Annotated in this window: 14 protein-coding genes; 4 read left to right on the top strand and 10 right to left on the bottom strand. The window is 56.5% G+C overall.

Going from position 1 to position 15,072, the window contains the following annotated elements:
• Position 1: 1 nt before the first annotated feature.
• On the bottom strand, positions 2 to 883 hold the full coding sequence (gene ugpA, locus ABWV79_RS03165; RefSeq protein ID WP_353390381.1) for a sn-glycerol-3-phosphate ABC transporter permease UgpA: 882 nt from the start codon (positions 881 to 883) through the stop codon (positions 2 to 4).
• 60 nt (positions 884 to 943) lie between these two features.
• Positions 944 to 2,254, bottom strand: a complete 1,311-nt coding sequence (gene ugpB / locus ABWV79_RS03160; RefSeq protein WP_171123596.1) for a sn-glycerol-3-phosphate ABC transporter substrate-binding protein UgpB — start codon at positions 2,252 to 2,254, stop codon at positions 944 to 946.
• 179 nt (positions 2,255 to 2,433) lie between these two features.
• On the opposite strand from ugpB, the gene ABWV79_RS03155 reads away from it, so the two are divergent.
• Positions 2,434 to 3,348 carry a LysR substrate-binding domain-containing protein gene (locus ABWV79_RS03155; protein ID WP_171123598.1) on the top strand — a complete coding sequence of 305 codons (915 nt, stop codon included), beginning with the start codon at positions 2,434 to 2,436 and terminating at the stop codon, positions 3,346 to 3,348.
• A gap of 401 nt (positions 3,349 to 3,749) precedes the next feature.
• On the opposite strand, the gene ABWV79_RS03150 is transcribed toward ABWV79_RS03155, so the two are convergent.
• Positions 3,750 to 5,156, bottom strand: a complete 1,407-nt coding sequence (locus ABWV79_RS03150) for a metal-dependent hydrolase family protein (RefSeq protein WP_271950340.1) — start codon at positions 5,154 to 5,156, stop codon at positions 3,750 to 3,752.
• A gap of 170 nt (positions 5,157 to 5,326) precedes the next feature.
• Here ABWV79_RS03150 and ABWV79_RS03145 point away from each other — a divergent pair, with 170 nt between their 5' ends.
• Positions 5,327 to 6,391, top strand: a complete 1,065-nt coding sequence (locus ABWV79_RS03145) for a helix-turn-helix domain-containing protein (RefSeq protein ID WP_353390380.1) — start codon at positions 5,327 to 5,329, stop codon at positions 6,389 to 6,391.
• A 323-nt stretch (positions 6,392 to 6,714) separates the two neighbouring features.
• Here the strand turns inward: ABWV79_RS03145 and ABWV79_RS03140 are convergent, their stop codons facing one another.
• The 7 genes from ABWV79_RS03140 to ABWV79_RS03110 all read right to left on the bottom strand — a co-directional run bounded on the left by ABWV79_RS03140 (position 6,715) and on the right by ABWV79_RS03110 (position 12,887).
• A complete protein-coding gene (locus tag ABWV79_RS03140) occupies positions 6,715 to 7,158 on the bottom strand; it encodes a hypothetical protein (RefSeq protein ID WP_353390379.1) in 444 nt (147 codons plus the stop codon).
• 170 nt (positions 7,159 to 7,328) lie between these two features.
• Positions 7,329 to 8,864 (bottom strand): primase-helicase family protein, encoded by a 1,536-nt coding sequence (locus tag ABWV79_RS03135; RefSeq protein ID WP_353390378.1) that lies wholly within the window; start codon positions 8,862 to 8,864, stop codon positions 7,329 to 7,331.
• The gene (locus tag ABWV79_RS03130; RefSeq protein ID WP_353390377.1) at positions 8,861 to 10,234 is read right to left on the bottom strand and encodes a hypothetical protein; all 1,374 of its coding nucleotides are present in this window, start codon (positions 10,232 to 10,234) and stop codon (positions 8,861 to 8,863) included. The genes ABWV79_RS03135 and ABWV79_RS03130 overlap by 4 nt, the downstream gene beginning before the upstream one ends.
• A gap of 317 nt (positions 10,235 to 10,551) precedes the next feature.
• Positions 10,552 to 10,773 (bottom strand): helix-turn-helix domain-containing protein, encoded by a 222-nt coding sequence (locus tag ABWV79_RS03125; RefSeq protein ID WP_353390376.1) that lies wholly within the window; start codon positions 10,771 to 10,773, stop codon positions 10,552 to 10,554.
• Positions 10,770 to 11,057 (bottom strand): helix-turn-helix domain-containing protein, encoded by a 288-nt coding sequence (locus ABWV79_RS03120; RefSeq protein WP_353390375.1) that lies wholly within the window; start codon positions 11,055 to 11,057, stop codon positions 10,770 to 10,772. The genes ABWV79_RS03125 and ABWV79_RS03120 overlap by 4 nt, the downstream gene beginning before the upstream one ends.
• A 100-nt stretch (positions 11,058 to 11,157) precedes the next feature.
• Entirely contained in the window at positions 11,158 to 11,589 is a 432-nt protein-coding gene (locus ABWV79_RS03115) for a hypothetical protein (protein ID WP_353390373.1), read from the bottom strand.
• Entirely contained in the window at positions 11,586 to 12,887 is a 1,302-nt protein-coding gene (locus ABWV79_RS03110; RefSeq protein WP_353390372.1) for a tyrosine-type recombinase/integrase, read from the bottom strand. The genes ABWV79_RS03115 and ABWV79_RS03110 overlap by 4 nt, the downstream gene beginning before the upstream one ends.
• 438 nt (positions 12,888 to 13,325) lie before the next feature.
• On the opposite strand from ABWV79_RS03110, the gene ABWV79_RS03105 reads away from it, so the two are divergent.
• Positions 13,326 to 14,075, top strand: a complete 750-nt coding sequence (locus tag ABWV79_RS03105; RefSeq protein WP_353390371.1) for an alpha/beta fold hydrolase — start codon at positions 13,326 to 13,328, stop codon at positions 14,073 to 14,075.
• Positions 14,072 to 15,055: an alpha/beta hydrolase gene (locus ABWV79_RS03100; RefSeq protein ID WP_353390369.1), complete on the top strand. Its 984-nt coding sequence runs from the start codon at positions 14,072 to 14,074 to the stop codon at positions 15,053 to 15,055. The genes ABWV79_RS03105 and ABWV79_RS03100 overlap by 4 nt, the downstream gene beginning before the upstream one ends.
• The last annotated feature ends 17 nt before the right edge of the window (positions 15,056 to 15,072 follow it).

Genomic DNA, 15,072 nt, shown 5'->3' with positions numbered 1-15,072 from the left:
ATCAGTAATGCACCCTTTTTTCCACGTATTTGAATTGGATGACGGTCAACAGGCCGACGACGATAAGCAAAATGACCGACTGCGCCGACGATGAGCCAAGATCCTGCCCAACGAACCCGTCCGAGAAGACTTTGTAGACCAGAATAGTCGTCGCTTGCTGCGGCCCGCCTCCGGTGATCGTGTGGATAACGCCAAAGGTTTCAAAGAAGGCGTAGACGACATTCACCACCAGCAGGAAGAATGCAGTCGGAGACAACAGCGGCAGCACGATCGTGAAGAACCGACGCCAGAAGCGCGCGCCGTCGATTGCAGCGGCCTCAATCACGGACCTTGGAACTGACTGCAATGCCGCGAAGAAAAACAGGAAGTTATAGCTGATGCGCCCCCAGGCCGAGGCGACAACAACCAGCCCCATGGCCTCGGTTCCGTTAAGGACATGGTTCCAGTCATAACCGAGTTGGCCGAGGTACCACGAGACGACGCCAACGCGTGTGTTGAACATGAACAGCCAAAGCACGCCTGCGACCGCAGGGGCAACGGCATAGGGCCAGATCAGCAACGTCCGGTAAACGCCCGATCCTTTGATCAAGCGGTCCGCGATGACCGCCAGAAACAACGCCGGTATCATCGAGCAGAATGTGACGAGCGTTGAAAACACTGCCGTCGTTACGAAGGAGGCTCGGTAGAATTTATCGCTCAGCAGGAATTCAAAGTTGCCGAGTCCCACGAACTGGGACGACAGCCCAAAGGGGTCAGGTATGAACAGAGATTGCCAAACAGCCTGGCCTGCGGGGTAAAAGAAGAAAACGGCGGAAATGATGACCTGAGGGGCAATCAGCGCCAATGGCAAAAGCCAGCCGCGGAAGGTGACGCGTTTTTCCATCCTGATATTCCACCGAAAAAGAAAATGCGGGCCCTTAACAGGCCCGCATCAAATTAAGACTTATTGATTGGCGGATTCGAACCGGCGCAGCAGTGCGTCACCGCGCTCTTTTGCGCTGTCCATCGCTTCCTGAGCGGTCTTTTCACCGGACCAGACGGCCTCAAGCTCTTCGTCGATGATGCCGCGAATCTGGTCGAACGATCCAAGACGCAGACCTTTCGAGTTTGCGGTTGGTTCCTTCGCAGTCATCTGGATCACCGCGATGTCGGTGCCTGGGTTTTCGTCATAGAAACCTGCAGCACGAGTAGCTTCACCAGCTTCGGACGTGATTGGAAGATAACCGGTATTCTGGTGCCAAGAAGCCTGAACGTCCGACGACGAAAGGAAGCTCAGGAACTCGCCAACGCCTTTGTATTCCTCGGGATCATGGCCTTCCATTACCCAAAGCGATGCGCCGCCGATAATGGTGTTCTGAGGCTCGCTGGTGACGGCCTCCCAATAGGGTAGCGGGCGCACGTCGAACTCGAACTCAGCTTCAGAGCTGATACCGGCATAACCAGCCGAGCTTTCGGTGAACAACGCGCATTCACCAGCCCGGAAATTTGCGCCACCTTCGTTTCTGCGCCCGGTGTAGATGAACTTGCCATCCTTGGCCCAGTCCCCCATTGCTGTCAGGTGTGCGACCTGTGCCGGACCGTTCAGCATCAGCTCGGTATCCAGACCGGCAAAACCGTTGTCCTGCGATGCGAACGGAACGTCGTGATAGGCGGACAGGTTCTCGAGGTGAATCCAGCTTTGCCATGCGGTCACCAGCGGGCAGTCCTCACCGCCAGCCTTCAGCTGTTCAAGCACGTCGCCAACCTTTTCCCAGGTCGATAGATCTGTGTCCGGATCAACACCCGCCGCTTCGAAGGCATCACGATTGACCCACAGAACCGGTGTGGACGAGTTGAAAGGCAGTGAGAGCATTTCTCCGTCCGTTGTAGTATAGTACCCTTTGACAGCGCCAATATATGCGTCAGGATCGAACGGCGCACCGCTTTCAGCCATCACTTCATAGACGGGTTTGATCGCACCTTCGGCCGACATCATCGTTGCAGTGCCCACTTCGAAAACCATTAGAATGTGGGGCTGCTCACCGGCGCGGAAAGCCGCAATTCCTGCGTTCAGAGTTTCTGAGTAATTGCCTTTGTGGCTTTCGACCACGACGAACTCATCCTGGCTGGCGTTGAACTCTTCGACCTGCGCTTTAACAAGCTCACCCAGTCGGCCGGTGAAGGCGTGCCAGAACTGAACTTCAGTTTGCGCCATCGCCGCCACGGGGGACAACGCAGTGGTTACGGCAAGAGCGCCGAGAAAATGCTTATTCATGATTCCTCCCATGCATCAGTTTTGATGCTTCGTTGAATGCCAACTGCAACGCGTAATCAGCACACATGACGATTTCACGACGTTAACGTTACAAATTTATAATTCAAGCATTTAATTTTTGAGAAAAACATAACATTACATTATAAACTGACTAAGAAACAACGAACCAGGTTCAAAGTATGAGTCAAACTTTGAGGATCCGCCAATTGGAAGCGCTCATGGCAGTTTCCACAAATGGGTCGGTCACCGCTGCAGCTACGGATCTTGGGATAAGCCAGCCTGCGGTCAGCCGACTGCTTTCTGATCTGGAAAAATCGCTTGGCTTTCAACTTTTTGATCGCCGTGAAGGTCGCTTAGTTCCTTCGCAGGAGGTGCGTTATCTGCAACCCAGCGTAGAGCGCGTTTTGGAATTGATGAAGCAGATCTCGGACGTTAGCCAAGACATAACCCAACGCAAAGCGGGACACATCCGCATCGCATGTTTGCCCGGGTTCGCCACCAGTCACCTTCCCAACGTCATTGCCACGTTTTTAGAAGATCGGCCAGGTGTAACAATGACGATCGAACCTGACAGACCGGAACGCATTCTCGAGTGGATGATCGGTGAGCAATATGATTTCGGAATCACAGATAACTTTAACGGGCATCCGGCCGTCGAAAGCAGAGACATCGATGTCCGTACAGTTTGCGTGTTTCCTACCGGGCATGAATTGGAAAAACTCTCCGAGGTGACACCCACGGATCTTGCAAACGCCAAGATTATTCACACACGGCGCGACAGCGATTTTTTTGGACAGCTTTCAAAAGCGTTTCAAAACGCCAACGTCAAATTGAATTCCCACATCGAAGTCAGGCAGTTCACGGCGGCTTGTGAATTGGCTGTAAAAGGTGTCGGGATTTCCGTGGTCAGCGAGTTGGACGCCGTCCAATATGCAGACAACGGATTGAGCTACCGACCGTTCAAACCGCTCTTGTCACATACGCTTTCCCTTGTGCGTCCGATTTTGAAGCAACCGTCACTAGTGACGCTTGAGTTCATCGAGCAGTTCCAAGAGAGCCTAGCCCCGTTCAAGGCAGACAAGCGCCATCACTAGTTGTAGGGCGGCAAACGCTAATGTTCGCTGCCAGCAAGCCGTATATTTTCCATCTTCTTAGCTTGAAACCAATTCTTGAGTGTTTGGAATAACCCCCGAGATCGATCTCGCACTAACTGCAAAAAACGTGGAAATACTGAGTAGTTTTGCAGTTGAGCTTGGATGATCTAGCTTCTTATCCCAGAACAGTCTAGCGACCGCTTTGTCCGCACAGCAGTTGTTGATGCGCTGCGTAGCGAACGACCGCTCCGAGCCCAAAGTGACGGCTACAGAGGGACAGGTTGAATGTCCGCTAAAGATGTTTAGCACATGTAGAAGGCTCTGAAAATCAATTCACCGTAACATTCACAGGGGCGAGGTCGCGCAGGGTGGCCGAGGTAGGCCACCACCCTGCGCTATACTCAGTTCAGAGTATTCTTGTAGATCACGCCATCTTTCATGATCAGTCGCATCGTCGGGATGTCACGAGGACGCGGTTCGGCGTCGTACCATTTCTCGTTGCCGCCGATGACACTGATGTCTTCAAGAGGGTTTCCATCGACAATGAGAACGTCGGCGTAAGCGCCTTCGACAATCACACCAAGAGGACCTTCGAGGTAAGGGTTGGCTTTTCCCGAGTATGCCAGAAGCTCCCCTGCCGAAGAGGTTGCCGCAACAAGCATCGCGTGGTTTCCAAATAGGTGGGCATGGAACCATTTCTCATAGTCCAGCTGGGTTCGCAGCAACTCTCCCGTGGCAAACACGACGTCGGACTGAAAGGCCATCTTAGGACGGATCGCCTTGACGTTCTCGACGAAGTCCTTGGATTGATCGGTCGCAAGTGCCAGCTTGTCCTGATTTGCCTTGGTTTGCAGGCCGGGATTTTGTTCCAGATAGGGCGAGATACCGGTCATCTGCGAAACAAGGAAAACGTCATTGTCTTTCATGAGCTGCAGCGTCTCGGGGCTGGCGAAAAACCCGTGCTCGATGCTTTTTACGCCGGCCTCGACGGCCCGCACGATCCCTTCATCCGAAAAAACATGAACGCCGACATATGTGTCCCAATCGGCGGCAACGCGTACTGCTGCGTCAAGTTCTTCGGGCTGGTATTGCAGAGTGTGCAGCGGATCCAGGATCGAGGCGACGCCGCCCCCGGCCATCAGCTTGATCTGCGTTGCCCCCTGGGACAGGTTCTGCCGTACGGCTGTCATGACGCCATCCACACCATCAGCGACATATGTGATGCCGAGCCGTTGCGCGCTGCTGTCATTGGCATAGGGCGGCAGGTTCGGGTTTCGCTGTGACGCGTTGCGAAAATCACCATGCCCCGAGGTTTGCGACACAAAGGCGCCACTCGGGTATATGCGCGGCCCTTCAACCAGCCCCGCGTCAACAGTTTTCTTCAGACCGGAACCTCCGCCACCCATTTCGCGGACGCTGGTAAACCCGCTGTAGAGATACTCGTTGGCCATATGCGCAGCCCGAGGACCGATTTCGTCCCACGCGCCACCCTCCATGCCGCCAACACCACCGGGCATGTTCATGTAGAGGTGCGTGTGCGCATCAATCAGCCCAGGCATCAAAGTGCGTCCATCGCAGTCAATCTGGTTTGCCCCTTTTGCCTCAAGCGACGTATCGCCGACAGCCGAAATCAGATTGCCTTCAATCAGAATATTTTGCCCTTCAATCAAGGTTTCGGTGAGACCATCAAACACCGCACAGTTCGTGAATAGAACCAGTGCCGGTGAAGCCTCTTCCTGAGCGAGCGACGACGTAGCCGTTGCTGTCGCGAGCAAAACCCCCGCAACAGATTGTAGAGTAATTTTCATTTCCATCTCCCATTGGATCAGCCCCCCCGCTCGGGGCGTTTGAACTGAGAGACAGTATAACGAGTGACGGAACTCTCGCCTGTCTTCGAGGTGCGCGAAGGACAGTATTTTGCCCCATAGGGACAATTTTGAGCAATTTTTTTCCCTTTTAATTGTTCTGCGTCGCTAGAATGAAACTGAACATCAAAGCGAACCCTGGATCGATGAAGCACACTTTACCACTCGTAAAACTGAGCGTTTTGCGCCCCTTCGCCATGGAACTCCGCGAATGCGGCATTGAGCCGGAACCAGTGTTCGAGAGCGTCGGATTAACTGAGAGTGCAATCTATGAGGCTGACCTCTCAGTTCACGTCATGGTCATCCACCAGTTTGTCGAGAACGCCGCCAAGTCTGCCGAAGATCCCTTTTTTGGGGCCCGCGTTGGAAGCAAACTCGATGTTCAGGGTTGGACGATACTTGAGGACGCTGAGGCGCGCGCGACAACGGTTGGAGACTTCCTGTCGATCTTTATCGCGCGGTCCAACGAGATTGCCAGTTCTGTCACAGAACATCTTAATATAGTCGGCCAAACTGCAGTTTTTGGAGAGACGCGATCTTTTGCACCCCAAATTCTGCCCGCTCAGAACGACGCATTCATGGTGGCGCTCGGCTTGGCCGTTCTCCGGCGGGCTCTACGCAACCGGCTGGACCCATCGAAAGTAACAGTTACTGTAAGCGACCCCAAGGTTCTGCCATCGGAATTCGACCTGATGCACCCAATGAAGGGGAACAGAATGGGGTTCAGTATTCACTTTCCGTCGTCTTGGTTGTCCCTAAAACTGGATCCTGCGTCATCCAGTTTAGCCACGGAGGAAAAATCCGGCACGGCTGCCGACGGGTTTGTTCAATCTTTTAGGCAAATGCTCCGGGCGCACATCGAACAGATTGACCTTAGCGCTTCAAAATGTGCGGCTCTCGCATCGATGAGCCAGCACAAGCTGAAACGACGACTAGCTGAGAACGGGACCAATATTACCAACGAGATAAGCTTCGTGAGGCAGCAATACGCAAGAGAGGTTCTAGTCACGACCAGTAGGTCGGTTTCCGATATCGCTACAGCGCTGGGGTTCACGGATGCCGCCAATTTCGCTCGAGCCTTCCGCCGCGCAAACGGCATGACGCCAACCGCTTTTAGAAAATTGCAGGAAGTCGAGAACGGCGAAAAAACTGAGTTGCTCGCCGAACCGGACACTTAACCTGGCGGGTTCAACGGCGGCTTCGTCCGCGTTTCGGTCATTGCTCCAATTTCCGCCAGCGTCCGCTTTTGAGAGCAGCTGCCATTCACGGTCGGAACTTCAACAATTGTGCCCTGAGCGATCAGCCTTCCGCTTTCTGAGGTTTTGTATTCGGGAAAAATCGAAAAATTTTTGGGCAGAACGCAATACGTAAAAATCGAAAAAAAATTTTGAAGGGTGAAGCGATGTGGGGAGGCCCAGTTCCACTGGCCCCCGTGTTTTTGTCGGGGTGGGGGGGGGTATTTTCGGGATTTTGCCTGGCCTGACAAAACCCACCCCGACGCCTACCGTTCGAACGACGAAGCCTCACTGCATGCTGGTACTAGGTCGATCTCTTTGCGCACCCCGATCGCCGTTGGTTTTGGGTTTCGCGGGTTGGATGACGCAGGCCACGTCGCGCGTATTCTCATTACGTCAGCGGCGCAGTAGCACTTTACGCCATGTCGCTGGATACACTCGTGGTATTCTGCCCCGACATATGTCCGGTCACGGCGCTTGCCTTCTCGAATGCGGATTAGGAGAACAGGTTGCAGGTCGTAGTGCCAGCGGATGTCACAGGCCGCACAGGCATGGATATCTCTGCCGAGGCTACCGAACACCCGTGTGGCGACCTCCACGGCGTCGGGATTACCGTCCAGAAATTCGAATATGAGGGGCGTCGCCTCAATGGTGACGACACCGGACTTGCGGGCCTGTGCGGCGCGCTTCCTGCGCTCGTGCCGGTTCATGTTAAAAGGCCCGAGAGGAAGGAAACTGAGGAAGGAATGGGTATTTTTTATATTTATGACGTGCGCGGTGCGTCTGTATGTATATACACCTCCCTGTCATACAGTTCGGGAGGGAGCGCGCTCTCGGGTATTATATGATTATATATATTGATTCCTTCCGTTCCTTCCTCTCAAAACTCGTCAGGAAGGCCCAAAAAAGCATTTAACTTTTTGATTTGTTTTTGTAATTCCGAAAAAATGCTCTTTTGGTCGCTGTTCGAACCTTCCGGCTCTCCAAAGTCCGCTATCTCTCCCAAGGTGTTCCAGAACGCCTTGAAGCCGTGGTCTGAGTACCGCTCACCGACATTGCTCAAAGTCCACTTTTGGTACGCCTCTCGAACCTTTTTTCGGGAAATTCGGACTGGTTCCTTCCTCCAATCGGGGGTTTTTTCGCCGATTCTGTGCTCAAAAAAGTACCCCTCTACCGGGAATTCTCCGCTGTGAACGGCTTCCATCCACCATCGGTGGACACCTTTGAGAGACTGTTCTTTCTGGTGGATGGTTTCAGCTGTGAGGGGGCGGTCGCGCTCTGGGTTCCAGTCCGACACGTCGCGGTTCAGCATCTTTTGTAGGAAGTGCGCCGCGCCGTCGCCTTCAATGTGGTTGGACAGGCGTTCGAAGTATTCATAATCACGCTTCCGGTCATCACTGGTCCGACCCACTACGACGCGACGGTCATCATGCTCCACGTGGACGGCGTGACTTTCGTTAGTGGCGGCGACGATGCCCAGATATGAGGGGGTGGTTTCGCCGTCGAGCCCCTTGGCCTCAAGCAGCATCGTTTTGGCCGTGATGCGCCGTTTCATTTTCTGGTTGGCCTTCTTGTCACCGACAAAGAAGCACTCGTCTGCGAACACGTAGCAGGCGCTCATGAGGTGCTTATTGAATTTCCCCAGCAGGTGGCCGCTTTCTTCGATCACCACGGCGTGTTGGTTGAAAATACGCTGCGCCAACAGGTCGTCAAAGATGATGCCTTTACCCGTGCCCTGCCCGCCGAGAAAGGCGGGCATGACGCCCATTACACGGGCCGGGTCTTGGATTTTGGCAGCGATGAAATTCAGGGTGTATTCGTTCAGCGCTTCGTCGCCATTGCAGATCACGTCGCGGATGTGGTCGAGGATCAGGTCGCACGGCCCCTCTTTCGGCTCAACACCCCAACCCATCCACAGGTTCAGGAAACCGTCAGGAACCTCGCCTGTGGGCATCATGACTTTGCCCTTGTACTGGCGTCGGTCGGGTGATGCCATCCAAAGTGGACCGGCAGGCACCAACCCTTCGGGCGTCGCAACGGTGATGTTTTCGACCAGAGCCAAGAAATCTGTCTTGGTGAGCAGCGAAAGAACCTTGCGCATTTTCATGTCGCCGGTCGTGTTCTTCTTGAGCCGCATCGGCTGCTCAACCCAATAACCAACGCGGAATTTGCTGCCGATGATTAACGCGAAGAATTCTGCGTTTAAAAGTTCCGTGGCCTGTTGCGCGGCGTCCTGTCGTTCGTCTGCGTCGCGGTGCTTGATCATCCGCTTGAGCGACTTTTCGAGGTTCTTCTTGGTCATTCGAACACCTGCGTCGGTGCAGTCGTCCCGTAGCGCGTCGAGCGCGTCGTCATGTTCGAGCCAGTCCATCTCAGCGATTTCCGCCAGACGCCGTTTGATGTCCTTTTTGTTCATTTCAACCTAGTCTCCATCATGCGGGAGATTCTCGCCTCGCGGGTGTCTTGTTCGCGTCTCGGGAGCTTTCTGAGCGCGTCGAACCGGCGGGCGAATATGTCCCGGTACTCCGCGTCAGTGCCGAGGATGTACTTGCGCACTTTCCCGTGTGCGTGGGACGTGAGGCGTCGGCCATAAGCAAAGATCATGCCGGTGATGGCACCGCCCCGGTAATCGGGTTCCAGCGGGTCGCGGGTCTTGGCTTTCTCGTAGGCGCTGGGTTGCATCAGGACATCACCCACGGTCACGAGTTGCCCGTCGGCCAGGTGCAGCACGAACTCGGACCCAAGGACCATGTGTTCCGTCTCAAACATGTCCAGCAGTTCTTTGCGCCGTCCGCGCTGCGTGGCATCGGTCACGTGCGCGGTGATGGCTCGTGGCGTAGCCGCGACGCCCAGAGAAGTGCGCGCCTCCACTTCAAGCCGTTCGTCTGCCCAGACCTCGCGCTGGGCGTGTGCGTCGTCGCGTGTCCGTAATATTTCACGCGCGACACGCTCTGTATACTCACGCTCTTCATCGGATGTCAGGTCTGGAAAGACCCGCCGTGTATCGGCTAGTGCCAGCCCTTCGCTGATCAGGAAGGCGTTAGGGCTGCGTTGCTCCAATCCCTCGCCACACACGGCCCCGGCGGCGTAGTCCAGCCGTGAGGGTTGGTACATGCACGGGTCAAGCGTGGCACGGATGAGTTGCGCACCATTAGCTGAGATGAGGATGTAGCCGAACCCGTTCAGCCAGAGGCGTTTGAGCAGGACCTCGGCTGCGCGGGGTATGTCCGTGCCGTCCTCAACGCCCATGTACAGGCGCTGCCCTTTGAGCCCGACCACCTCGCAATCGAGAACAGTATCGAAAATATAGGAGGACGATGAGCAACCCCACAACACGTCGTGGTCGGCATATCCCGGCACGGCGGTCACGACCTGTCGCCACAAATCGTCACGGCTCAGCGCGGCGTGGTCGGGTCGTGGGTCATAGTCGGCAGCGAGGATGGCTGGACCCTCGGGCCATGCGAAATGGTCCTCGCTGCGGGCGATGGTGCCGGTTGTGAGCCGTTCCTTGGTAACCAGCGGCACACCATCGTCGGGCATGTCGATTGTCGGGACTCCGTAGGTCAGCACGTCCCGCCCAGCGCGCAGTTCAGTGTTCAGCACTGTAGCGAAATCCGCCATGTCGGTGGCCTCGTCCACGAACGCCCGCCCCGCGCTGAGCCAGCCAACGGTTTCCTTATCCAGTTCGTTGTCAGCGCCCCAGCGGTAGTGTTTGCCACCCGTCTCGGGTTTAGTCAGTTCAATCCGCGTGTAGCTGAGCGGCGGGGTGTTCTGATTACGCGCCATTTCACCGTTTTCCTTCATCTTGCGCCCACAGAAGCTTGTGTTGCGGGCAATTCGTCGTTTTCCTTTGCGTTTCGAAGGCGGGGGCACGGGGCGTCACTGTTCGCGTTACTGATGCCCCTCCGAAACGGCACTTATCTGCCCGCTGCGTGTTGGTAGAGCAGCGCAAGAGCCTCGCTCAGCGCCTTGTCCGCTGCCCGTATCAGGTCGCGTGCCTCCGGAAGCCGTGGGGTCTGCTCAAATGTGCGCAGCGCATAGACCCGATCATTGTGGGCGTTGCGGACGTGTTCACGGCCTTGATGCGCAGAGTGATGTCTTTGTCAGGCGACATCGCTAGCCTCCGACGGCTGGATGCGGTTGCGCGCCTTGAAGGCGTCGATGCTCGCCCGGTCGATGCGCGTGACACGGCCCGACTTGTAGCCGCTCAGTTCACCGGAATCGAGCCAGCGCCAGACAGTCGACGGTGATACTTGCAACTCGCGGCAGGTTTCCTTCACCGACAGGTCCGATGATTGGTTGGGAGTAGGGATGGGGGCGCTCATGCCGCGTTCCACTTGGGCGCGGCGTCCGGGTCGTTTGTTTCGGGCATGTCACCCGGCTTGATGCGGTGGCGCTCTTTCATGGCCACGATGCTCTCGCCCTCTATAAGGGTGAGGCCGTTGCGGCTGTAAGCCGAGATTTCACCGCGGTTGATGAGACGGTAGATGGTGGACGGATTGCACCGGATCAGCGCCGCCGCTTCGATTACGGTACAGTCGGCCATGGGATGGAGTGAGCGGGCTTTGTCACGCGCCGGGACGCCCCGGCGACCGGTCTTTTTCGGCATTGATGTCACCTCTTACAAAACAGTGATGACACCGCATTCTGTGCATAAAACTTGACCCGGCAACAAAATAAAACGGCGCTTCCGTGGAAGCGCCGCATTTTTATTTCAGTTTCTTGAGGACTTTCGAGAACTGTTGCCAGTTCCCCTTTGCGCTGGCCCATTTCGCCGTCTCTGGTGATGCACCCAATCGGCGAGCCTTTATGTAGCGCGTGAGGCGTTGCTGCATTCGGTCTGACAGGTTGAATGTCACAGCCACCTCATCCAGCGCGTCCTTTTCCGGCAATCCGAGGCGCGCGTCCACGATTGCACACATTTCGTCTAACTCTTTCTTGCGGGCCTGTGCGGCAGCCTCAGAGGCGCGCTTGGGCAGTGCCGCCTTCTCGGTCATGTCGATGATGTTTGCGTGCATGCGCTCGAGCATCTCGCGCAGCGCCTCCGGGTCGTCGAGGGGTATTTCGTATAGGTCGATGATGTAGGTGTGTGTCGGGTCTAGTCGTGTCTTGGTGCAGACAACAGAACGCTTACTGCTCATGCGCGTCCCTCCGACAACTGCACCACGTTCTCGGCTGTGAGGCCGTCGAGGAAGTCCGCCCATTTCTGCCACCACTCGGCGGCGGGTCGGTTCAACTCGGATAGTTGGTAATGCGCGTCCGCCTCGCTGGTGTCGGGGCTGTGGGCGGACAGGCGGTCGCGAATGTCCTTGCCGCCGCCGTGCTCGGCGACCCAGCTTAGCAGCGCCTTACGGTTGGCGTGGCTGGTGTAGTCAGTAGGCAGGCCCAACTTGTCGCGCTGCCGCGCCCAGTTCAGCGAAACCGTCTTGCGACCACGACGACCAAAAACACGTCCGTCACGCGTGGGCTGGTTACGCAGCAATTCGACCGCCTGCGCCGAGAGCATAACCAGATGTTCTTTCTTGGCCTTCATGCGCTGGGCGGGAATAGTCCATCGCCCATGTTCGAGATCAATCTCTGACCACTCAGCGCCCAGCGCCTCGCTGATGCGGGTGCCCGACAGCAGTTGCAGGCGCATGATGTCCCGGTCGATGTCTTGCAGCGCGTCGAGGCCACGGGCCATCGTGCGCAGTTCGGACATCGACGGGCGGTAGTCCTTGATCTGTGATTTTGGGGTCTTGTCTAACTGCGGGACCGGTACGCCTGCGGGCATCATTTTCTTCTCGCTGGCCCACTTGAACATGCTTGCCATTGCCATGCGGATGTTGTGCGCCGCACCGGGTTTTTCGTCTATCAGGTGGGCAAACGTCGCGTTCAGGGCTTCCACGTCTAGCGCGCCGAGGCGCATTCCGCCATGGTTGGGCAGGACGTTCTTGGTGAGGATGTTCTGCGACCGCCGCCACGACTTTGTGCCGCGCATCTTCATGGCCACTATGTAGGCTTCGGTCAGTTCGTCCAGTGTCGTTTCAGACCGCTTGTCGGCGACCTTGGTGATGGGTTGGGCCCACACCTCTCGTGCCTCGGCAAGGCTCATGGCGGGATAATGCCCGAGGGTCACCTGACGCTGCCGCTTGCCTTTCTGGCTGCGGTATATCCAACGCTTTCCCCGTGTGGTGGCGACAAGCGTCAGGCCCGCGTATTGCGGGTCCGAGAGACGCCGACCGGGTTTCAGACGGCGGCAGGCCAGATCAGTCAATTCCTTGGGTGCGGTGCCGCTCGCCTGTTCTAGGGCAAACGCAACACTGGCGCGCAGTTCCTTGCGGATGCCCGTGTCGAGTGCAGCCTGCATCAGGTCCGCAACAACCTCGCGCGGGTCGCGATCGTCCTGATCGACGAGACTTGCAACAGATGTCAGAAAGTCAGATGTATTCTTCGGCATGGCCGTGTCCTTAAGTAGTTCGGTCGTGTTAGTCGGGTGGGCGTTGGAGCGCCCCCCGACTTCCTATACCTATCAGCGCCGCCGCATGCCCGCCAGCCCATCGTCACTGATACGTCACTGGCATAGCGTGATATTAACAGGGGTCGAGTGGGTCGGGCAGGGGCAGTGAAGCGGCTTGCTGATGCAAGCAAGAACCTGTTATTAAAGAGGTTTTATCTATATTTGTGGGGGTTTCGCTGGCGCGAGGTCTGAGAACGCCCGGTTGCGGGTTATTTGCGTCTGGCTGCTTTGGCAGGTGGTGGGGATTGTGTCAAGTGCGGGAGCGAGGGACGCTGCCCCTCGCGCACCCCGGGATATTTTTAGCCAGATGAAGGTCGGATCGGGGAATTGCGGTTGGGGTTGGGACGTGCATGATGTTGACAAAGCAAAGAGGGTTTTATGGCAGAGGCTGAATTTCTGGAGACCGCGAAGGGGCGGCGATTGGCGTATAACAAAAGTGAGGGGTCGGGGCCCACGGTCGTTTTTCTTGGCGGGCTGAAGTCGGATATGGAAGGCACTAAGGCGGTGCATCTTGAAGCATGGGCGAAGGCGCGCGGACAGGCATTTTTGCGGTTCGATTACTCCGGGCACGGGGAAAGTTCCAGCACGTTCGAAGAGGGCTGCATTGGAGACTGGCATGAGGATACGGTCGCGGCGGTTGAGGCGCTGACCGAGGGGCCACTGATCGTTGTGGGATCCTCCATGGGCGGCTGGCAGGCGCTGCTGCTGGCAAAGGCGCTGCCCGAGCGGATGGCCGGGATGGTCACCATCGCAGCCGCGCCCGATTTCACCGAGGATGGGTATTGGGCCTCGTTCAGTGACGCGCAGAAAGCAGCGCTGGAGACGGTGGGGCATGTGGAGTTGCCCTCGGACTACATGGAGCCTTACGTCATTACCAAGCGGATGATTGAGGACGGACGGCAAAGGCTGGTCTTGCGCGCACCGCTGAATTTGCCCTTCCCAGTTCGGTTTTTGCAAGGCACTGCGGATACCGCCGTGTCCACTGAAACTGCCGTTCGTCTGTTGGAGCACGCCGACGGGCCGGATATGAGGCTATTGCTGGTCAAAGACGCCGACCATCGGTTTTCGGATGGCCCTTGTCTTGAACTGATCGAACAGGCGGTACTTGACGTGATGCCATCACAATGAAGCGCGCATTGGTTTGGACTGGTCTGCTATTAGTCGCAGTAGGTGTCGGGACCTATTGGTTTGGTCCACGCGAACCGGTGGAACTCAACCCCACATTCGAGTCGCGCAAATTCGGGGAAGGTGTTCAGGTCTATTTCGAAAGCACAGAATCGGCATATGACGATATCGTACCCGGTGTCGAAAAGCGCGTGATCTGGCAGGACGGTTTCAAAGAGCAGCGCACACCTGTTTCCATTTTGTATCTCCATGGGTTTTCAGCTTCATCCGAGGAAATCCGCCCGGTCCCTGATATGGTGGCCGATGCGCTTGGGGCCAATCTGGTTTACACGCGGCTTCAAGGTCATGGCCGCAGTGGCGAAGCAATGGCTGAGGGCACGGCCTCGGGTTGGATGCAGGATGTCGCCGAAGGATTGGCCGCAGCCCGCGCCGTTGGAGAAAAGGTTGTAGTGATCTCAACCTCAACTGGCGGGACACTTGCAGCAGCAGCAGCCTTAAACCCTGAGTTAAGCCAGGATGTAGCGGGGATGGTATTCGTGTCACCGAATTTCGGTGTGAATGCGCCCGGGGCTTGGGTTCCTGGTCTGCCATGGGCTCGAAGCTGGTTGCCTCTGTTGATGGGTGAAACCCGAGATGTCTCGGGGCCAGACGAAGAAAAGAACACCTATTGGTCCGCGTCCTATCCTTGGGAAGCAGTGGTTCCCATGACTGTATTGGTGGATGTGGTCTATGCGCTTGATTTTTCGGATGCGCAGGTGCCGGCATTATTCTGGTTCTCGGATGACGATCAGGTGGTGCGCCCTGATCTAACCCACAAAGTTGCGCAAGCCTGGGGCGGACCCGCTGTGGTCGAACTGGTGACTATGGGCCCCGAGGATGATCCCGCATCGCATGTCATAGCCGGACGCCTGATGTCGCCGGGGCAAACCGATGCGACCGTATCGGGTATTCTGGCATGGCTTAAAACTCTGGGGGTCGAATAACCATGCGCAAACCGGGC

This window comes from Ruegeria sp. HU-ET01832, assembly GCF_040371315.1.
Taxonomy (GTDB): domain Bacteria; phylum Pseudomonadota; class Alphaproteobacteria; order Rhodobacterales; family Rhodobacteraceae; genus Ruegeria; species Ruegeria lacuscaerulensis_A.
This window is presented reverse-complemented; position numbering and strand designations above follow the sequence as displayed.